Annotated in this window: 14 protein-coding genes and 5 pseudogenes; 2 read left to right on the top strand and 17 right to left on the bottom strand. The window is 43.2% G+C overall.

Annotation, left to right across the window (positions count from 1 at the left end; all coding sequences use genetic code 11):
• Window positions 1-569 precede the first annotated feature (569 nt).
• The 7 genes and pseudogenes from fabF to JCM21738_RS09950 form a co-directional block, all read right to left on the bottom strand.
• The gene (gene fabF / locus JCM21738_RS09915; RefSeq protein WP_031307952.1) at window positions 570-1,811 is read right to left on the bottom strand and encodes a beta-ketoacyl-ACP synthase II; all 1,242 of its coding nucleotides are present in this window, start codon (window positions 1,809-1,811) and stop codon (window positions 570-572) included.
• A 60-nt stretch (window positions 1,812-1,871) separates the two neighbouring features.
• Entirely contained in the window at window positions 1,872-2,804 is a 933-nt protein-coding gene (locus JCM21738_RS09920; protein ID WP_023615289.1) for a beta-ketoacyl-ACP synthase III, read from the bottom strand.
• 622 nt (window positions 2,805-3,426) lie between these two features.
• Window positions 3,427-3,615 (bottom strand): ComZ family protein, encoded by a 189-nt coding sequence (locus JCM21738_RS09930; RefSeq protein ID WP_023615291.1) that lies wholly within the window; start codon window positions 3,613-3,615, stop codon window positions 3,427-3,429.
• Between the two features lie 24 nt (window positions 3,616-3,639).
• Window positions 3,640-4,589, bottom strand: a pseudogene (locus JCM21738_RS09935) (BMP family ABC transporter substrate-binding protein).
• A gap of 142 nt (window positions 4,590-4,731) precedes the next feature.
• Complete coding sequence (locus JCM21738_RS09940; protein WP_035209286.1) at window positions 4,732-5,202, bottom strand: NAD-dependent epimerase/dehydratase family protein; 471 nt, start codon at window positions 5,200-5,202, stop codon at window positions 4,732-4,734.
• A complete protein-coding gene (locus JCM21738_RS09945) occupies window positions 5,192-5,557 on the bottom strand; it encodes a hypothetical protein (RefSeq protein ID WP_035209289.1) in 366 nt (121 codons plus the stop codon). Before JCM21738_RS09945 ends, JCM21738_RS09940 begins: the two co-directional genes overlap by 11 nt.
• Window positions 5,558-5,625: 68 nt before the next feature.
• On the bottom strand, window positions 5,626-6,363 hold the full coding sequence (locus tag JCM21738_RS09950) for a hypothetical protein (RefSeq protein WP_023615294.1): 738 nt from the start codon (window positions 6,361-6,363) through the stop codon (window positions 5,626-5,628).
• A 261-nt stretch (window positions 6,364-6,624) separates the two neighbouring features.
• Between JCM21738_RS09950 and JCM21738_RS09955 the strand changes: the two genes are divergently transcribed.
• Window positions 6,625-6,813, top strand: a complete 189-nt coding sequence (locus JCM21738_RS09955; protein ID WP_023615295.1) for a YjzD family protein — start codon at window positions 6,625-6,627, stop codon at window positions 6,811-6,813.
• 56 nt (window positions 6,814-6,869) lie between these two features.
• Here JCM21738_RS09955 and clpB read toward each other — a convergent pair.
• The 3 pseudogenes from clpB to JCM21738_RS09965 form a co-directional block, all read right to left on the bottom strand.
• Window positions 6,870-9,035, bottom strand: a pseudogene (clpB, locus tag JCM21738_RS09960) (ATP-dependent chaperone ClpB); the annotation flags it as partial.
• Between the two features lie 79 nt (window positions 9,036-9,114).
• Window positions 9,115-9,468 (bottom strand): annotated as a pseudogene (locus tag JCM21738_RS27710) (Clp protease N-terminal domain-containing protein); the annotation flags it as partial.
• 149 nt (window positions 9,469-9,617) lie between these two features.
• A pseudogene (locus JCM21738_RS09965) lies at window positions 9,618-9,799 on the bottom strand (YjzC family protein).
• A gap of 428 nt (window positions 9,800-10,227) precedes the next feature.
• Here JCM21738_RS09965 and JCM21738_RS09970 point away from each other — a divergent pair.
• Window positions 10,228-11,040, top strand: a complete 813-nt coding sequence (locus JCM21738_RS09970) for an undecaprenyl-diphosphate phosphatase (RefSeq protein ID WP_023615298.1) — start codon at window positions 10,228-10,230, stop codon at window positions 11,038-11,040.
• A 356-nt stretch (window positions 11,041-11,396) separates the two neighbouring features.
• On the opposite strand, the gene argF is transcribed toward JCM21738_RS09970, so the two are convergent.
• The 7 genes and pseudogenes from argF to argC form a co-directional block, all read right to left on the bottom strand.
• Window positions 11,397-12,308, bottom strand: a complete 912-nt coding sequence (argF, locus tag JCM21738_RS09975) for an ornithine carbamoyltransferase (protein WP_148296088.1) — start codon at window positions 12,306-12,308, stop codon at window positions 11,397-11,399.
• Window positions 12,309-12,349: 41 nt separating this feature from the next.
• Window positions 12,350-15,445, bottom strand: a complete 3,096-nt coding sequence (gene carB, locus JCM21738_RS09980) for a carbamoyl-phosphate synthase (glutamine-hydrolyzing) large subunit (RefSeq protein WP_023615300.1) — start codon at window positions 15,443-15,445, stop codon at window positions 12,350-12,352.
• Entirely contained in the window at window positions 15,438-16,517 is a 1,080-nt protein-coding gene (locus JCM21738_RS09985; RefSeq protein WP_023615301.1) for a carbamoyl phosphate synthase small subunit, read from the bottom strand. Before JCM21738_RS09985 ends, carB begins: the two co-directional genes overlap by 8 nt.
• A gap of 70 nt (window positions 16,518-16,587) precedes the next feature.
• A pseudogene (gene argD / locus JCM21738_RS09990) lies at window positions 16,588-17,743 on the bottom strand (acetylornithine transaminase).
• Window positions 17,743-18,504, bottom strand: a complete 762-nt coding sequence (gene argB, locus JCM21738_RS09995; RefSeq protein WP_439645996.1) for an acetylglutamate kinase — start codon at window positions 18,502-18,504, stop codon at window positions 17,743-17,745. The pseudogene argD and the gene argB overlap by 1 nt, the downstream one beginning before the upstream one ends.
• Before the next feature lie 22 nt (window positions 18,505-18,526).
• Window positions 18,527-19,675, bottom strand: a complete 1,149-nt coding sequence (argJ, locus tag JCM21738_RS10000) for a bifunctional ornithine acetyltransferase/N-acetylglutamate synthase (protein ID WP_279380316.1) — start codon at window positions 19,673-19,675, stop codon at window positions 18,527-18,529.
• A gap of 97 nt (window positions 19,676-19,772) precedes the next feature.
• Window positions 19,773-20,807 (bottom strand): N-acetyl-gamma-glutamyl-phosphate reductase, encoded by a 1,035-nt coding sequence (argC, locus tag JCM21738_RS10005; protein ID WP_023615305.1) that lies wholly within the window; start codon window positions 20,805-20,807, stop codon window positions 19,773-19,775.
• Window positions 20,808-20,933 lie beyond the last annotated feature (126 nt).

The raw sequence follows: 20,933 nt of genomic DNA on the forward strand, positions 1-20,933 counted from the left end.
ACCAAGTAAAAGATTCATATAATTATTAATTATTAGAAACAGTGTTCTTTTATTACACTTTCATTACTTTTTTCACTGCATTATTTTTTTCTTAGGATTTAGATAATGACCCTTTGTAGGTAAATTGTTTTAGCAGGAAAATAGAATGAGGTCTCTATTAATCATTCTGGAAATGATGGGATTGTTGGTGATTTGGATGTTAGCTTTCTTCGAAGGAGAGTTTTTTGGTGTGTATTGGCCTTTAAGGTGCTTTCCTTTTACCCAAATGCGGGAGTTGGTTCATTATGGGGCAATGCAGACGTGTTGCTTTTACCCAAATGCGGGAGTTGACTCTTTTTCGGGCAATGCAGACGTGTTGCTTTTACCCAAATGTTGAAGCTGACTCTTTTTCGGGCAATGCAGACGTGTTGCTTTTACCCAAATGCGGAGGTTGACTCTTTTTCGGGTAATGCAACCTCCCTGACCTTGTAACCAAATGTAGGAACTAGATGAAATACAAATTAAAAAAGCAGAAACCCTAAATCAAAAAGGGTTTCTGCTTTTTATAGCTGAAGGAGTTCTCTTCCTCATTAAGCGTCGTATTTTCTGAATGCGATTGTCGCATTATGGCCGCCGAAGCCCAAGGAGTTGCTGATTGCCGCATTTACTTGCTGCTTGCGAGCTGCGTTTGGCACATAATCAAGGTCACAGTCTGGGTCCGGTGTTTCCAGGTTGATGGTCGGCGGCAGGATTCCTTCCTTCAAAGCCAGAATCGTGAAAATCGCTTCGATTCCGCCTGCTGCACCAAGCAAGTGGCCTGTCATCGATTTTGTTGAACTGACGGCAAGCTTGTATGCATGCTCCCCAAACACTGTCTTGATCGCCATTGTTTCGTATTTATCATTATATTCAGTACTTGTTCCGTGAGCGTTGATATATCCTACCTCTTCTGGTGCCATGCCTGCATCGTCAAGTGCCATTTTCATCGCTCTTGCTCCGCCTTCCCCTTCAGGAGCTGGCGCGGTAATATGATAGGCATCTCCAGTAGCACCGTAACCAACGATTTCTGCATAAATTTTAGCTCCACGGGCCAATGCATGATCCAAATCTTCAAGGACAACGATTCCTGCACCCTCACCCATAACAAATCCATCACGTTCTTTATCGAATGGTCTGCTCGCTTTTTGCGGATCCTGGTTAGTAGATAGTGCTGTATTTGCACAGAATCCTGCAAACGACATTTTTGTGATTGGAGCTTCTGCGCCGCCAGTAACCATCACGTCAGCGTCGCCGCGCTGGATCACCTTGAAGGCATCTCCGATAGAGTTGGTTCCAGTCGCACACGCTGTGACTGTACAAGAATTAAAGCCTCTTGCTCCAAGTGTAATCGAAACCTGTCCTGTTGCCATATCAGGAATCATCATCGGTACGAAGAATGGGCTGACCCTGCGATATCCCCTGTTCATGAATGTTTCATGCTGCTGCTCAAACGTCTCCATTCCGCCGATTCCTGAGCCGATCCACACACCGACTCTAGGTGCGTTTTCATCGGTAATTTCAAGACCGGAGTCCTTTACAGCCATCAAAGATGCCGCGACTGCATAATGAGTAAAACGGTCCATCTTCCTTGCGTCTTTCCGGTCCATAAAGTTCTCAACATTGAATTCTTTTACTTCTGCTGCCACCTTTGCAGGAAAGTCATCTGCATTTAATCTCGTCACCGGGCCGATTCCCGATACACCTTCAATGATATTGTTCCAGGTAGTTCCCGCATCATTTCCAAGAGGCGTAACAGCCCCAATTCCAGTAACAACGACTCTGCGTTTCTCCATCATTATTGCATCTCCTTTATCTATACTCTTAATTTATATAGAGTTCATCTTATTATTGGTTTATTTACCCCAGCGCATTGCGATTGCGCCCCATGTCAAACCGCCGCCAAAGCCAACCATTACTAGTATATCGCCATCCTTGATTTTACCTGCCTCCAGCTCTTCAAAAAGCGAGATCGGTATCGACGCGGCTGATGTATTTCCGTATTTATGAATGGTTTTTGACATTTTTTCCACCGGCAGCTCAAGTCGCTGACGGGCAGATTCCATAATCCTGATATTAGCCTGGTGGGGAATCAGGAAATCAACATCCTCTTTTGTTAGCCCGGCTTTTTCAAGGACATTTATGCTGCTCTCCCCCATTTGCCTGACAGCAAATTTAAATACTTCACGGCCATTCATCACAATATAATCATCCTGATACAGATGCTTTCCGCCTGATCCGTCAGATCCGAGTTCGAAGGAAAGAACTCCTCTGCCATCAGATACAGGTCCCATGACAACCGCACCCGCACCATCACCAAACAGCACAGCTGTGTTACGATCGTTCCAATTGGTTATCTTGGATAGCTTTTCTACACCTACTATTAAAACATACTTATAAGTCCCTGCTTCAATAAATTGTTTTCCTGTTACCATTCCATACATGAATCCGGCACATGCAGCACTCAAATCCATTGCGGCTGCTTTTTTCGCACCAAGTTTATTCTGGAGCATACACGATACGGTTGGGAAAGGCTGGTCAGGTGTAACTGTCGCCACTAGAATCAAATCGAGGTCCTCGGCTGAGATCCCAGCATTAGCTATTGCCTCAACAGCAGCACGATAAGCTAAATCTGATGTGTTCATATCATCGCCTGCTATTCTTCTTTCTTCAATCCCTGTCCTTGTCCTGATCCACTCATCCGAGGTATCCATTTTCTTTTCCAAATCAAGGTTTGTTACAACTTCCTCCGGCAAATACCGCCCAACCCCAGTTATCCCTGCATTCATGGGATCCATCTCCTTTTATATTGGATTCTGTCTATTTCACTTTTTTATTATCAATTATTATGACTTGGTACTAATTTTAGCAGAAACTGCTCTTTCACTGCAACTGAAAATTAACAATTCCGCTCCTGCCCTAGTCCACGTTGCCAGATGAATCATAAACTGACAGTGAAGACTAATGCTTTTGGGCCGGTTGTGGACGGCATAAGGCAGTCTGAAATAAGCCAGTATAACCAGTTGCTTACGATTTTTTAAATTAAAAAGAAACATAGAAAGGTTGGAGTGAAAATGGAGGATGGAAGAGACAAGGACTTATTTGGCTTTAAGCTAAAAAGAGATAATGAAGAAAGTTCCGATCCACGTGAACAAGAGTATACTCATTTCGATCAATTTATGTTTGGACGGTCAAGATATAACGAAGAATCTAGTGAGCGAAGTGTAAAACATGATTCTCCCTCAACAAGTATCTGGGGCAAATTGATTTAGATGAAGTCATGTACCATGTAGATACACTGATCACATCAGCCAGAGAGCTCAAGCCGTTAGTGGGCAAGGTAAAACCACTTTTTGACCATTTTATGGATAAAAACAAAAGCTGAGGCGAGCCTCAGCTTTTCTATGTATCTTATTCTTTTGCAGCATCTGCTTTTCCCAGCTCGTAAGCTTCGTTCATTACATTAGTGAAAAGCGTGAAAAATGGCTGCAGGTTGTCCATCGTCAATTCAATACCTGCCTCCTGTAGTTTTTGCTGAGCTTCCGGAAGGTATTTCATCGCGATTTGCATAAACTCCATAGTTTTATCATTACTTTCCATGAATATTGTCTCCTTCTATTGTATTTACTGGTTGGGCAAGTTGCCGGTTTCTTTATAAGAATTGATAAAAGTGCCTACTCTTTCCCTAAACTTGGAATCGACTTTAGGACTGAACTTGCCTAGGGAAATAACTCCATCCTGAAAGTCGTATGAAAGGTTTCCTGACTTTAATTCCCCATTATTGAACTTCTCAGCTGTCAATTCATACAAGTCGTCAACATGCTGGACAGTACTCGTCAATACCGTCGACTCACCAAAATCTGACTGGTCCGAAACATAGCCAATTATATATAAGCCTCTGTCCTTTACCCTTTCGATCACGGGTACATTATACCCATCTCCAGCAGGATAAATAACATCCGCTCCCTCATCCAAAATCTCGTTAAGAACATCCAGCGCTTTCTTTTGTTCATCCCAATGTCCAACAAAGCGTATGTCAACCTTCATATCTTTATTTTCAAACATCGCACCATCATAAAAACCTTCGACTTCAGGCTGCCATTCATATGCGGCGATGATCCCAACCTTGCCGGTTTCTGACATGTGGCTCGCGACCATTCCGCCAAAAAACCCATGGCATATCCCTTAAAATTTAGGCTTGTCGTGTTTTTAGTTCTGGCATCTCCATTAAAGCTAATGAAATGTATGTCAGGATAGTTCCCTGATATCTTATTAAAATAAGCTGCGTACTCATTTCCATGCCCATATATGAGGTTAACTCCCTTGCGGTCGAACTCCTTCACTGCAGCCTCTACATCTTCCTGTGAATTCATACCTTCTTTGAAAAAGACATCAACTCCCAGGCTCGATTGGATTTGCAAAAGTCCGCGATATCCTTTCGTTCCCCACACCTGATCATTAATAGTTTCAGGCACCAACAGGCCGACTTTCTCCACCTTGCCTGTTGCTAGAGGTTGTCCGCATCCCCCAAGCAAAAGAAGGCTTACCAATATTAGCCCGAAACGTTTCAGCATCCGATGCATCTCCTTTATGCGCCACTGTGCAAATCTTTTAAATCATTCAGTGTTCGCTATTTAAAATGGAACCGATTAAAAGAATCTTTTACCATTTTACTCTCTGGAGTATCACTTTGAAAAGTGATTTATTGAAATTCGCTTAGACTCTGCTGTCCTCTATTCGAGTAAATTGCTCCTTTTGCCTCCTTAACGCCTTGCTGATTTGCTCGTTTTGACTGACTGTCCTGACTTGGATGGAATCTCTGATGACAGGTGCTTCAACCTCATTTCTAAGTAAAGCAGTATTCTCGCCCAGCAGCTCCCGTGCACACTGCAGCCATTTGTCCTGTTCTCCACTTGCTAGTATATACTGGCCCTGTTGGCCTGATTCAGCCATTTCCATTATCATTTTTACTGCATCATCTATATACAAGCAATCATGCGTCCACTCCCATTTCCTAATGTCAGGAACCTTCCTGCCATTATTTGAAGAATGAGCTATCGCTTGCTGAAAAAAACACTCCTCCGGCTGCCAGGGGCCATAAATAGTCGGCAAATAGATTGTTAGAAGTGTGGATTCCCGGTTGTTGATATATCGGTTAAACTTTGTTTCTGACTCCCTAAAATTCATGTTTTCCTCTGCAAAAAATGCAGGTAGAATGATAGCTGTCGGCAGCTCTTTCAAATGACGATTTTCTAATCTTCTGAGAAGTGCATCCAATAAACTCATTACCATTTCGAGTCTGCAGTGACTCAAACAAAGTCACAAACAGAAACCCTTCTGCTCGCTCAGCTTCCCAACCTTGCAGACTGATCTCTGAAAAGTTGGCATTCCTGCCGATCTCGAGACGTTTTTCCTCTGTAAAATAATCATCTATGTTTCCTGACTGATGGATTCCATCTATCTCAAAGCCTAGATCAAGCATATGACGACATAGACTATATCCTATAAAGTCATATATTCCGAGAATCGTTGCCCTTTCCATATTGAACTCCTCCTTGCAAATACTCTCTTGTATCCTATGAATCTAAAACTGAAAATATTTACAGGGAGTTATAGAACTTGCTCATGTTTTGTAAAAAATTGTACGATTTGGCTCCCTACTTGAAGCACTTTTTCAGGAAGTACATAGCTTACGGTAACCGGAAGGTCAGCTTTTTCCCATTCAACTGAAAGTTCCTTAATTATACTTGACTGCTTATATGCCCTGTTTCCTGATAGTACATGTATGATTTTCACTGGTGTTTCTTTATTGAAAGCAGGACTGGAAGAGCAACCATCAAACCTCTCAAGGAGCTTGCTGATTTCGGTTTCATATGCAGCCTCTAGTTCTGCGACAAGCTTTTTATAAAAGAACTTATTCTCCTTTTCCTGCTCTAGATGCGTACTCAGAGATAGGATTGGATTGATCAAGACCAGACTCCTGATTTTAGTATCACCATCCGCTATAAGTTTTAAGGCAACAAGCGCCCCCATCCCCTCAGCCACTACATGGAATGAAGTATTCAGTATTTCATTACGGACGATATGGCTGCACAGTCTCTTTGTTAACTCGACAGCCTTCTCACTTCCCCAATGCCTTCCATATAAATTTGAATAAAAGACAGTATACCCTTCATTTTTCCATATGTTCAACAGTGAACGTTTACCTTCATTCTGGGTCCAGAAGCTGCTTTCGCTGTTCACAAAATGCCTTTCATCTCCTATCGTCAGGATACCGAAACCCTTTGGCCTTCCAGGATAATGGATGACATTCCATTCGGTATCCAGTTTAAAGTTCCGGCTCTCCATCTTACCAACCCCTTCCCTACAGATTATTCATATTACTGTATGTAATTTAACAGGAAATGAAAGGGGATTTGCCCATTTTCACGTATTAATCCCTTCTCACTGTGTTCAAATCTCCATAAGTCCGATATAATAATTTTACCAGGTTTTAGAAAAATAGTAGTGTGCTATGAAAACGCTTTTCATTTTATTTAAAATTCATTTATAATTTATATGGCTTGTGGTAAGATGAGAAAAGATTTAATAATGTAAGAGGTGAAAATCGTGAAATATTTCTGGACTTTACTCTGGACATTCCTTCTGGTTCTAATGCTTAATTACGTAGCTGGCGCGATGATCGGCGTTGGATTGGACTTGGCTCAAAGCACGATCCTTGCAGTTGTGGCAACAATCATTATTCTTGTGATTCCGGCAGTTCTTCCAAATGGAACTGAAGAAAATCATCAACATTAAAGTACATAAAAAAAGTCATCCAACCGGATGACTTTTTTATTTTATTACTAAGCTGTCTACTTTACACTCAAGGATACCTCTCCATTTTCTACGCCAATTTCCACCTGGCTCTTCTCTTTGATTCTGCCTGCAATGATTTCCCTGGCGAGCTTTGTTTCTACGCTCCTCTGGATAAATCTCTTAAGCGGCCTAGCACCGTATACGGGATCGAATCCTTGCTCAGCTAAGAACCCTTTTGCTTCATCGGTGATTGACAGCTGGATTTGTTGTTCTGCTAGCCTTGCCTGCAAAGTCTTTACTAATTTTTCAACAATCATTTTGATCTCTTTTAATGCCAGAGGCTTGAAAAGGATGATTTCGTCCACACGATTCAGGAATTCCGGACGGAAATGCCCTCGCAGCTGGGCCATTACTAAATCCCTCGATTCAGAAGAGATTTCATCGTCTCCACCCTGTCGGTCAAGCAAGTAATGTGAGCCAATATTGGATGTCATAATAATGACAGTATTCTTAAAGTCGACCATTCTACCTTGTGAGTCCGTTACCCGTCCATCATCCAGCATTTGCAAAAGGATATTGAAAACCTCCGGATGAGCTTTCTCTACTTCATCGAGGAGGATGACCGAATAAGGATTCCTTCTGACAGCTTCAGTCAGCTGGCCACCTTCTTCATAACCTACATATCCTGGAGGTGCTCCAATCAACCTTGATACAGCATGCTTTTCCATATACTCAGACATGTCGATTCGAATGATATGTTCTTCACTGTCAAACAAAGACTGAGCAAGCGTTTTGGCCATTTCTGTCTTACCTACTCCGGTAGGACCCAGGAAAATGAAAGACCCAATCGGCCTATGCGGATCCTTGATGCCAGCTCTGGCTCTGAGGACCGCGTCGGCTACGAGTGATACTGCTTCATCTTGTCCAACAACCCGATCATGTAGAATGCTTTCTAGCTTGAGAAGCTTTTCCCGCTCTCCTTCAACAAGCTTCATCACTGGAATGCCTGTCCATCTTGAGACAATTGACGCAATTTCCTCTTCAGTCACTTCTTCGCGAAGGAGCCTCTCACCTTCATTGTTGCTAACTTCCTGCTCAAGTGCCTTGAGTTCTTTCTCAAGAGAAGGAATACGGCCATGCCTTAGTTCTGCGGCCTTATTTAAATCATAGTCATTTTCCGCCTTTTCAAGTTCTCTCCGGAGTCTTTCCAGCAGCTCACGCTGTTCCTGAATCTTTTGGATGCCTTCTTTTTCTTTCTGCCACCTTGACTTCATTGCATTCGCTTTCTCCTTCAAGTTGGCGAGCTCCTTACGAAGAGTTTCAAGGCGCACCCGGCTTGCATCATCTTTTTCTTTTGTTAACGCCGCTTCTTCAATTTCTAGCTGCATGACCCTTCTTGTCACTTCATCAAGCTCTGTAGGCATCGAATCAATTTCTGTACGAATCATCGCGCAAGCTTCATCAACCAGGTCAATCGCCTTGTCAGGCAAGAATCTGTCGGTAATATATCGATCTGATAAAGTAGCTGCAGCAACCAGCGCACGGTCATGGATATTCACTCCATGATGGATTTCAAACCTTTCCTTCAATCCTCTTAAAATTGATACCGTATCCTCGACATCTGGCTCCTGCACTAATATCTGCTGGAAGCGGCGTTCCAGCGCTGGGTCTTTTTCAATGTATTTCCGATGTTCATCGAGAGTTGTTGCACCAATACAATGAAGTTCCCCGCGTGCAAGCATTGGTTTCAGCATATTACCGGCATCCATTGCCCCTTCGGTTTTACCCGCGCCAACAATCGTATGGAGTTCATCAATGAACAACAGGATTTTGCCTTCACTCTTTTTCACTTCATTCAAGACAGCTTTTAGTCTCTCTTCAAATTCACCACGAAATTTCGCTCCTGCTATCAGCGCGCTCATGTCCAGCGCAAAAACAGTCTTATCCTTTAAGCCTTCAGGAACATCCCTTCGTACGATTCGCTGTGCAAGCCCTTCTACAATAGCTGTCTTACCTACCCCTGGCTCGCCGATCAAAACAGGATTGTTCTTTGTCTTCCTTGAAAGGATGCGGATGACATTGCGAATTTCACTGTCCCTGCCGATCACCGGGTCTACCTTTCCCGCCCGGACTTCCTCCACAAGGTCGCGTCCATATTTTTTTAGCACTTCATAAGTTGCTTCTGGGTTTTGTGAAGTCACTCTCTGGTTCCCCCTAACCTCTTTGATTCTTGCTAATAGTTTCTCCCTGGCAACTCCTAATTTCCTCATGCTCCGCCTGATTCAGAACCAGGAATCTCAATCGCGGCCAACAAAACATGTTCTACCGATAAATAGTCATCTTCAAACTGTTTCATTTCCTTTTCAGCTAGTGCTAAAACCTTTTGCAGCGTTGTCGAAATATATAACTTCCCCTGTTCTACACCGCTTCCGGAAACTTGAGGTTTCTTTGACAGAGTAAGATTTAATGCTTCTTTAACATTATCAAGATTCAGTCCGAGACCAGTAAGCAAGGTTGCCGCCAGATTGCCTCATGTTCGAGTAAGGCAAGCAACAGGTGCGCATCATATACTTCCTGGTGATTATGTTGAACAGCCAGGGTCTGGGCTGATATAAATGCATTCTGTAAGCTTTCTGTCATTTTATTCAAATCCATGCCCAATCACTCCTTTGACCTTTTTTGACCTTTAATTATATTATAATAAAAATTCCCAATTAGTAAAGCCATCCGCATTGGATGGCTTTAAGAAAGACAGTATAAATTTCATTCCGGAAAATGCTTTTATCCTGGTTGCTCCAGGTAATTTATTTAAACTTTGGCATGTAAGTCCAGTGGCGGTTGTGGTTGGAGTTTCCGGAAAACGATCCCCAGATTTTAGCTTAATTTTTTGCGGATTGTTGACATTGCTGCCTGTTTCGCCAATTTCAATGTAAATACCATTATTAGGTGCCTTTTGTCCGGCACGGAACTGATGACTTTGACCCATTTGCCTTCCTCCTTCATTAAAGTATTCCGGCAATTTTATTATTTACTGATTTAAATAAAGTATTTATGCATAATTTATCCTTCCAAAAAAAGGGTTATACGGTACATTAGTGTGTATGAGAAAAGAAAAGCGTAAGCGCCTTGTCCAGCCCCGACAAGCGGTGGAGGGCCTGACAGTGAAGTCGTTCTTTGACTTCATTGGCAGGACCGAACTCGAAAAGCGAAGGCGACTGTCCAACTCCGACAAGCGTTGTAGGGCCTGACAGTGAAGTCGCTCTTTGACTTCATTGGCAGGATTGAAACGTCTCGAGGAGTTAGGAGCCGCAGCTAGACAAGCGTCTCGAGGGGCTAGGCGCTGGAGCTGACAATTCTCAAACTAAACATAATTTATACTCAATCTTTTTAAAAAACGGAGGATTCAAAAACGATATGGAAAATTTCTATGACTTGATTAAATACATATTTCTTGGCCTATTCCAGGGAATTACCGAACCTATTCCCGTTTCATCCAGTGGACACCTTGAGATTGCAGAGCATTTTTTTAAATTAAAAATTGAGGGAATGAGTTTTGCCCTTTTGATGAATTCAGCTTCACTATTTGCTGTTTTGTTAATTTATAGAGCCGATATTATCAGATTAATTGTTAATGGGATTGCATATCTTAAAAGTAAAGATCCCGAAGCAAAATCTGACTTTATGTTCATCATTTATTTGATTGTCGGAACGATTCCTGCCGGGGTTATCGGCGTACTATTCGGGGATTTTATCGAGGAGCAATTGGCTGACATTAAAACTGTCGGCATAACACTTATCGTAACTGGCCTGGCGTTATGGCTGATCCGTAATATGCGCGGCCGCAAAAATGATGGAGATTTAAGTTTCAAAGATGCCATTATTGTGGGACTTGCCCAAGCAGTAGCGCTTATTCCTGGGATTAGTCGTTCTGGTGCTACCATTGTCGCAGCGATGAGCCTGGGAATGAAACAGGAAACTGCGCTAAGATACTCTTTCCTGCTTTATATTCCAGTTAGTTTCGGCGGTATGGTTCTTGGATTCTCTGACCTCTTAAATGATGAGCGTATTGGGGAATTAGCATTGCCATATATCTTTGCATTCATTGCATCACTGATCGCCTCTTACTTCTCATTAAAATGGTTCATGAATATCATGGCGCGTGGAAACTTGAAATACTTTGCGATTTACTGCTTCATTGTAGGACCACTCGTCCTCATCTTCTCTTAATACATAAAACCGGCTAACTTGATAGCCGGTTTTTCGTTTTTTAGTTCAGTGTCACATCAATACTTTGCAGAGACCAGTTGACCTTTTCGTATCTTTAGCTATTCGTTCGGCACATTGAACTTTTCTATAGGACCTTTTCGCTCCTACAACACTCATTCGGCTTATAGAATCTTTCTATTAGGGCCTTTCCGTACCTTCAACCACTCATTCGGCTTATAGAACTTTTCTATAGGACCTTTTCGTCCCTCCAACTTCATTTTGGCTTATAAAAGCTTTCTATAGGACCTTTTTATCGCTTCAACTACTTTTTGGGCTTATAGAATTTCTATATAGAACTTTTCCACATCTTAAACCATTTAATCCTTCAATATCTCCACAAGCAAAGCCTTCTGGGCATGGAGTCGGTTTCCTGCCTGTTCGAATACGGCGGAGTGATGGCCGTCGATTATTTCTGCTGTTACCTCTTCGCCGCGGTGGGCGGGAAGGCAGTGCATGAACAGGTAGTCTTCATTTGCTGCTTTGAGCAATGCTTCGTTCACCTGGTATTTCTGAAAATCCTTTAACCTCTGTTCATTTTCGAGCTCCTGGCCCATGCTGGTCCATACATCAGTATAGATAATATCCGCGCTGTCAACAGCTTCTAGAGGATATTCCGTAATGACCATGTTTGCGCCGCTTTGCCTTGCAAAGTCTTCACAGCGAGCAGTTATCGTCTCATCCGGGAAGTATCCCTTTGGAGATGCAATACGTACATCCATCCCGACTTTTGTGCAGGCGATCATCAGTGAATGGGCGACATTGTTTCCATCACCGATGTAAGCAAGCTTGAGGCCTTTTAGTGTTCCCTTTTTTTCGTAAATCGTCAGAAGGTCAGCAAGTGCCTGGCATGGATGGTACCAATCGGTCAGACCGTTGATGACCGGAATGTCGGCATGATCGGCCAATTCCTCCACTGACTTGTGCGAGAAGGTTCTGATCATGATGCCGTCAAGATATTGCGAAAGAACCTGGGCTGTGTCTGCCACCGATTCACCCCGACCGAGCTGAAGTTCGTTGCCATTTAAATAAAGTGCACTTCCCCCAAGCTGGATCATGCCTACCTCAAAAGATACTCTTGTACGTGTTGACGACTTGTCAAAGATCATTCCGAGTATTTTGCCTTTGAGGGGCTGGTCAAATTGTTTTTTTAATGTTTTTTCCTTTAAGACTACCGCCTTTTCTAACAAAGTTAAGATTTCCTGCGGCTCCAAATCGGCCAAGGTTAACATGTCCTTGCCCTTTATATCAATATTAATCTGCTGTAGCGCCGTCACTCTGCCATCACTTCCTCACTAGTTTTTGTCAGCCATTGCTCCAGGGAGTTGACATTCCAGCTTTCTGCTGTTGCACTTTTTAACAATGCATATAGAGTTTCTTTTTGGGTCAATACGATTTTTCGATTCTTGACAGCCCACTCTCTCAGAGAAATATCCCTCTCTGATGTGCCGGGACAATACAAGGCTGTCACCTTTTGATGGTCTGTTACTTTTTCGATATCGATTAACTTTAGGTTTGTTGGCAGCTTTCCAGCTTCCAATAGCTCATCTGCAAAGGCAATGTCTCCCTGGACAGCTTTTCCGCTGATTGAATGGAAACTCTTATTCAATGCCTCTTCAAGTGTCGAAGCAATGCTAATCCCTTCCCCTGTGGATATCATTTGCGGACCTGTCTTCGCATCCAGTCCTTTTAAGGCGAAATTCGAGAACACAGGATGCTTTACGCATGTGTACCGTGCATCAGAGTCGAGTAATACTTCATCTTTCGACAAAATATATTTCCCGAGCAATATTTTTGTCGCTTTTTTTACTAATTCAACACCAGCTACCTTGCTGACGATCGGCATTGTCCTGCTCGAGCGGGGATTTACTTCAAGCAAAAACACTTCATTTCCCTTCACAATGAATTGGATGTTCATTAAACCCTTATAATTCAATTCATTCACGATTCTATTTGCATATTCAGCCATCTGCTTTTTCGTTTCTTTTGAGAAGTTCTGTGCTGGGATAATGCAAAAGCTGTCCCCTGAATGGACTCCTGTTTTTTCGATATGCTCGATGATGGCTGGAATCAGGATATGCTCTCCATCGGAGGCAAGATCGAGTTCCGCCTCAGTTGCTTCAATATATTGATCCACCAAAATAGGAAATGAAACACTACCTGCATCAAGAGCATTTTTGAGTTCCTGCGCGTTTCGAAGCACCACCATATTGAGTCCCCCAATGACATAGGAAGGCCGAATCAATACTGGATACCCTAGGCGTTCCACAGCGCTCAGCAGTTCCCCTTCATCCTCAGCTGTTTCACCCTTTACACGCGGAATTTGAAGCTTGTCGAGAAGCTGGTAAAATTGATCACGGTCCTCAAATAAATCAATGGTTGCTGAACTCGTTCCCAGCAGCTTCACTCCCGCTTCCTCAAGACCTTTCGCCAGATTCAGCGCGGTCTGCCCGCCGAGCTGGACAATCACTTCCTCTATCCCTTCGATTTCAATCACATTCATGATGTCTTCCATGGTTAAGGGTTCAAAATACAAACGATCAGATATTGTAAAATCAGTGCTGACGGTTTCCGGATTATTATTGATCATGATTGTTTCTACATTTTCTTCTTTGAGGGCAAAAACTCCATGTACACTGCAATAATCAAACTCAATTCCCTGACCGATACTGATTGGGCCGCTGCCAATCACTAGTACCTTTCGTTTACTGCTTTTAACTGTCGCTTCATTTTCCCCAAGATAGCTGGAGTAAAAATAATTGGAAGCAGATTCAAATTCTGCCGCACATGTATCGACTATTTTATAAACAGGTGTGATTCCCTGCTTTTTTCGCAGCTCCCTGACCGCTTTCTCACTAACCTTCCACTCTTTTGCCAGGTAGGAATCACTGAATCCCTTTTCTTTCAGGTATCTTAATTCTGAAGCTGAAATATCTTCGATTTCACGCCCTTCGATATCCTTCTCAATGTCGGTCAAAGACTTGAATTTATGGAGGAAAAACAAATCTATTTTTGTTTTTTCATGGAGAGACTGAATTTGCTCACCCCGGCGCAGCAGTTCAAGTAATACAAAAACCCGCTGGTCTGTTTGTTTTTCTGCCAGAGCGTATAGCTGTTCGACGGTATATTCTTCAAATGCTGGCAGTCGTAAATCCAGGGTTTTTATGTTCAGTGAACGGACGGCTTTGTTAAAGGCTCGTTCAAAGCTCCGGTCAATTGCCATCGCTTCCCCTGTTGCCTTCATTTGCGTACCCAGCGTCCTATCGATTTGCGGGAATTGCTCAAACGGCCATTTCGGTATTTTCACCACTACATAGTCGAGCGAAGGCTCATAGCTGGCAAAGGTAGTGCCTGTCACAGGGTTTATTATCTCAGCAAGATTGTATCCGACTGCCAGCTTTGCCGCCATCCGTGCGATAGGATAACCTGTAGCTTTTGATGCCAGGGCTGAAGATCTGCTGACCCGCGGGTTCACCTCAATTAAATAGTAATTTTTGCTCATAGGATCTAGGGCAAACTGGATGTTACAGCCTCCAACGATTCCAAGAGCTGAAATAATTTTAACAGCGGATGTCCTTAGCATCTGGTATTCTCGATCTGTCAGCGTCTGTGATGGAGCTACTACAATCGAGTCTCCTGTATGGATGCCGACCGGGTCAATATTCTCCATATTGCAGATGGCGATACAAGTACCCGCAGCATCACGCATCATTTCATATTCGATTTCTTTATAGCCTGCGATGCTTCTTTCGACCAGGCATTGCTTTATTGGACTCTCACTTAATCCTCCCGAAACTAGAGAGAACAACTCTTCCATCGTTTCAGCTATCCCGCCGCCTGTGCCTCCCAGTGTATAAGCTGGCCTTACAATCAACGGAAAGCCAATCTTTTCAGCAAAAGCGACTGCTTCTTCAACAATTTGAACAATTTCACTTTCTGGCACTGGTTCATTCAACTCATGCATCAAGCTGCGGAAGGCTTCCCTGTCTTCCCCTTGCTTAATACTTGCAACCGAGGTGCCCAGCACTTTTACATTGTACTTTTCGAGAATTCCCTCTTCGCTTAGCTTAAATACAAGATTCAATCCTGCCTGGCCGCCAAGGGTCCCTAAAATACCATCAGGCTTTTCCCGCCGGATCACTTTCTCTAAGCCTTCTGATGTCATCGGTTCAAAATAGACAGCATCAGCGAAAACATGGTCTGTCATGACGGTTGCCGGGTTATTGTTTACAAGGATGACCCGATAGCCTTCTTCCTTCAAGGCGATGCATGCCTGTGTCCCTGCATAATCAAATTCAGCGGCCTGGCCGATGATAATCGGGCCAGAGCCAATTACTAATATTGATTTAATCTTTATATTTTTAGGCATAGCTGACTTCTCTCCGCTTTTTGTATTTGACTGTTTTGATGAAATCTTCAAATATGAATACACTGTCTTCAGGGCCTGGGCTTGCTTCCGGGTGGAACTGGACAGTCATCAGCGGCCACTTCTCATGGTAAAGGCCTTCGATGGACTGATCATTTTTGTTGAAGAAACGGACCTTCAAACCAGTACTGCTGATACTGTTTTGATCAACAGCATAGCTGTGGTTTTGGGAAGACATGAATACCCGATTGCTTGTCACATCGTATACAGGCTGGTTTGCGCCTCGATGGCCAAAGAGCATTTTGTTTGTATCCCCTCCAAGCGCCAGCGCTGCCAGCTGGTGCCCAAGGCAAATTCCGAGTACAGGGTAATGCTGAATTACTTTCCTGATCTCAGGCAGCTGCCCAAATAATTCCTTTGGATCACCTGGCCCATTTGATAAAAGCACACCATCAGGCTTCAAGGCAGCGATTTGTTCAAAACTATAATTGTAAGGAACAATTGTCACCAGGCAATTTTGTTTTACCAGATAGTCGGCGATCGATTTCTTAAAACCGTAATCAATCAACACAATATGGGTGTCACCATAGCCAATTGATTCCGGTGCCTTTGAAGATACCTGCTGCACCTTGAGACCATCAATACTGTCACAGCTTGATTCACAAACCGGGTCGCTTGATAAAATGGCAGGCATCGTCCCGTTCTGGCGAATGCACTTTACGAGCTCACGTGTATCAACATGCTCGAGTACAGGTATTTCCCATTTCTCCAGATACTCTGTGAATGAGTGCTTGGCTTCATAGTGATAAGCTGTTTTGGCAGCTTCTAAAACGATTACGGCTGCAACGTGCGGCTTTTTGCTTTCAAAATCCTTATCATTGATTCCATAGTTGCCAATCAGCGGGTACGTGAAAACAATGATTTGATTCTTGTATGAGGGATCGGTCAGTACTTCTTGATAACCCGTCATTCCTGTAAAAAATACAATCTCTCCGGCAATGCCCTCTTCAGCTAGCGATCCATGCAAGTGCCCCTGAAATGTCTTGCCGTCAGCCAGATGCAGATATCCTTTCATCAGACACCACTCCAAACGTATATTTATTTAAATAACTCATTTTATTACATTTAAATCTTAAAAATTTCTGTTATTGTGCGGCTACCTTATTCTTACTTATTGTTTCTTTCATTATAGAGACGGCCTTTTCAATCTCTACTACTTTAACATTCAGCGGCGGAAGAAGCCGGACCACCTTTTCTCCTGCAGGCAACGCAATCATTCCCGAGTTCCTCAATTCAGCTAAAATTGGCTGCGCAGCAACAGTCAGTTCGATTCCAGCCATCAATCCCAGTCCCCTGATTTCTTTAACTACTTCCAAACAGCCGAGCTCCTTGTGCAGCAACTCAAACATTAGTCTACCTTTATCGGATGCCTCTCTTAAGAATTCTTCATTAAAAATGATGTCCATAACGGATTTCGCTGCTGCTGTACTAATCGGATTTCCGCCGAATGTCGATCCATGCTGCCCGGACCAAAAAATTCTGCCAGTTCCGCTTTGCCGATAGCAGCTCCTATTGGAAGTCCATTACCAAGACCTTTCGCAACGGTGATGATATCGGGTTCAATCCCAAAATGCTGAAATGCAAATGGTTTCCCCGTCCGCCCGATCCCAGTCTGGATTTCATCGATAATAAGCAGGACGCCATTTTCAGCACATAACTTAGCTGTTTCTTTTATAAAGTGATTTGTTACGACGTGGATTCCGCCTTCACCCTGAACAATTTCAATCATTACCGCAGCTGTATCGGCATCAATTTCATTTTTTAGAGCTTCCAAATCATTGAATGGCAGATGGATAAATGTTTCAAGCATGCTTCCAAACCCCTGCTTGATTTTATCCTGTCCAGTCGCAGCCATCCCGGCGAAAGTCCTGCCGTGAAAGGATTGCAGAAACGTGATGATTTTTGTGCGGCCAGTAGCTTTCCTTGCCAATTTAATAGCTGCTTCGTTTGCTTCAGCACCACTATTGGCAAAAAATACACACCCCAGTCCCGATCCCTCTGCCAGCTTTTCCGCTGCTTCTTCCTGGATGCTTTGCGGAAAAAGATTCGAAACATGCCAGAACAATTCCAGCTGTTCCTTGACTGCATGTTCCACTGCTTCAGGCGATGGCCCAAATTGCAGACACCGATACCTGAAGTAAAATCAAGGTATTGTTTTCCGTCCTTTCCATAGATGATCGTCCCTGCTGCTTTTTCAGGTTCAATTTCCCATCGTTGATAGGTTGGGAATAAATGGCTCATTAAAACACCTCTTCTTTTGCGGCAATTGCTGTTCCGTGCCAGCAGTTATTTTTATAAAATTGCTTTTTGCCAGATATGATCATGACAGTGTCTACGCCCGCTGCTGTAGCTGACAATGCGGATTTCACCTTTGGAACCATTCCTCCATAGATGCTTCCTTCAGAAATATAGCTTTCTATTTGGCTATCACTAATTTCGCTTACCAACTCACCATTGATCAGGATTCCGTCAACATTGGTTACGAAAGCACAGCGTTCAGCCTTCAAGGCTTTCGCAATCGATGCAGCAGCATAATCGCCATTAATATTAAGCTTGCTGCCATCCTCGGCAATGCCGATTGGCGTAATCACGGGTATATAGCCGTTATGAACTGCCAACATAATCAGGTCCGTGTTTACCTTGGTAATAGTCCCCACATATCCTAATTCCTGTTTATCAATATATTCAGCCTGAAGGCAAAGTCCATCGCTCCCATTGATGCCGAGAGCATTGAAGTCCTGTTTCATCAGCATGCTGCATAGCTGACGATTGGTTTGGCCGGACAGTACCATCTCAACTATTCCGATCGTCTTTTCGCATGTCACCCTAAGCCCATCTTTGAAATTAGCGGGGATATCATATAAATCAAGCATCGAGTTGATAGCTGGCCCTCCGCCATGAACGATGACGGGATAGTACCCATCCTTCATCAATTCTTTTAAACTTTGAAAAAAATTGTCATTAAGCTCATCTAGGACACTTCCGCCGCATTTAATGACCACCGTTTCCAATTAATCCGCCCCTTTATGTCCGATAGCTTGCATTTATTTTCACATAATCATAGGAAAGATCGCAGCCCCAGGCCATTCCTTTCCCCTTCCCCACATGGAGGTCAACGAAAATTTCAACCTTGTCATTCATCAGGTACTCCCTCGCCTGATTTTCATCGAAAGTAACGGGTGTACTTCCTTTGAGCATTGTAATTTCTCCAAGGGAGATATCGACCGTTTTTGGATTTACTTTTGCCTGACTTTGACCGATTGCGCCAATGATCCGTCCCCAGTTCGCATCGGCCCCATAGACTGCAGTTTTGACAAGGTTCGAACCGGCAATCTGTTTACCTATCATTCGGGCCTCTTCATCTGACATTGCTCCTGCTACGGATATCTCAATTAGTTTAGTAGCTCCTTCTCCATCTCTGGCGATTTGTTTCGCAAGACTTGCACAGCTTTCTTTTAACAGTTCTACAAAAACTGCCCAGTCTGGATGGTCCGGGTTCAATGGCTGATTTTCGGCACTTCCATTTGCCAGCACCAGCACCATATCGTTCGTAGATGTATCTCCATCTACTGTGATTTGATTGAAGGTTGTGTTTGTTACATCTTTAAGTGCTGCCGTCAGGTGTTCACTCGAGATATTTGCATCTGTTGTTAAAAATGCCAGCATCGTAGCCATATTTGGATGAATCATTCCTGAACCTTTGGCTAATCCGCCCATACTCACTGTTATCCCGTCAATCTCGGCAGAATAACAGCAGCTCTTCATTACCGTATCCGTTGTCAGAATTGCCGTTTGGAAATCCTTTGCATCCTCAGCAGCCTTGCCAATTGCCAGCTTTCCGATTCCAGATTCAATTTTCTCCATTTGCATAAATTCACCTATAACGCCTGTAGACGCTACAGCAACATGATGTTCCGGAATCCCCATTTTTGCTGCTGCTAATGAGCGCATCTTCAACGCATCCTGATACCCTTGTTCTCCGGTGCAAGCATTCGCACATGCACTGTTGACAACGATTGCCTGGAGGATCTTTTCCTTTTCAATACTTTCCTGAGTAACTACCAATGGCGCAGCGAGGAAGTGGCTCGTCGTGTAGACTGCGGCACAACTCGCTGGCTTCTCGCTTACAATCATCCCCAGATCAAGCTTTGTATAACGCAGCCCGGCATGCACACCACCGCACTGGAATCCTTTTGGCGTTAAAATGCTCCATCATGGACAATTTTTATTAACTGCTTATCGGTCATTGCCTGATACATATTTTCCTCCTTTATGGGAACAGTGGAATCATCTTTAGTCCTGCTGTTTCCTCTAATCCAAACATGATATTGGCGTTTTGAACCGCCTGCCCTGCAGCGCCTTTCATTAAATTATCGATCACCGATACAATCGTCAGCCTTCCTGTCCTGCTGTCACTATGCAATCCAATATCACAGTAATTCGATCCCTTGACCTCTTTGACTGACGGGAACACTCCATTTTTCCTTACTCTTACAAACGGATGGCCATCATAGATTTCCTTATATAAATCCAGCAATCTTGAATTATCCAAATCTTCTTTTAACTCGACATATATTGTGGCCATGATTCCCCTGGTAACGGGTATAAGATGTGTGCTGAAGGTTACCTTTACCTCTTCGCCATTCCAAAGGCTAAGCTGCTGTTCGATTTCCGGGATATGCTGGTGCTCATTCACTTTATAAATTTTGAAATTTTCGTTTAACTCTGCGTATAGCGTGCCCATTGACGGAGACCTGCCAGCCCCGGACACGCCAGACTTCGCGTCAATGATGATACTACTTGGGTCAATCAACTTTTCTTTTAGTACAGGTGCCAGCCCAAGGAGCGCTGCAGTCGGATAGCAGCCAGGATTTGCTAGCAGGCTTGCATTCACTATCTGTCCGCCATTCCATTCACTTAAGCCGTATACTGCTTCATTTAGAATAGAGGTATCGACTGATTCATGCTTATACCATGCTTCATATGCTGATGCGTCTTTTAATCTCAAGTCACCTGATAGATCAATAACTTTAATGCCTTTATTAAAAAATGATTCAACAAGCTTTCCGGAAACTTTTGAAGGAGTTGCCAGGAACACAATGTCTGCTTCCTCGGCTATTTTATCAGTGTCAATCTTGGTGAGGACCTTATCAAAAATTCCTGTTAAATGGGGATACTCTTCGGAAACAGGCTTTTCATCTCGTGTAGTGTGGATTGAATGAATACTGATACTTGGATGATTTGCCAGGATACGAATCAATTCTCCTCCACCATATCCAGTGGTACCAATGATCGCTGCCTTCACTTGAAACCTCCTTTCAGATTATGTATAAATAATCATATTATTTTATATTTATAAATAAATTTCTTTTTATTATAAAAACAAAAGAGAAGAAAACGCAATAGATTTATTAACAATATGTGAACAATT

The sequence above is a fragment of the Mesobacillus boroniphilus JCM 21738 genome, from assembly GCF_000517385.1.
Lineage (GTDB): Bacteria > Bacillota > Bacilli > Bacillales > Cytobacillaceae > Mesobacillus > Mesobacillus boroniphilus.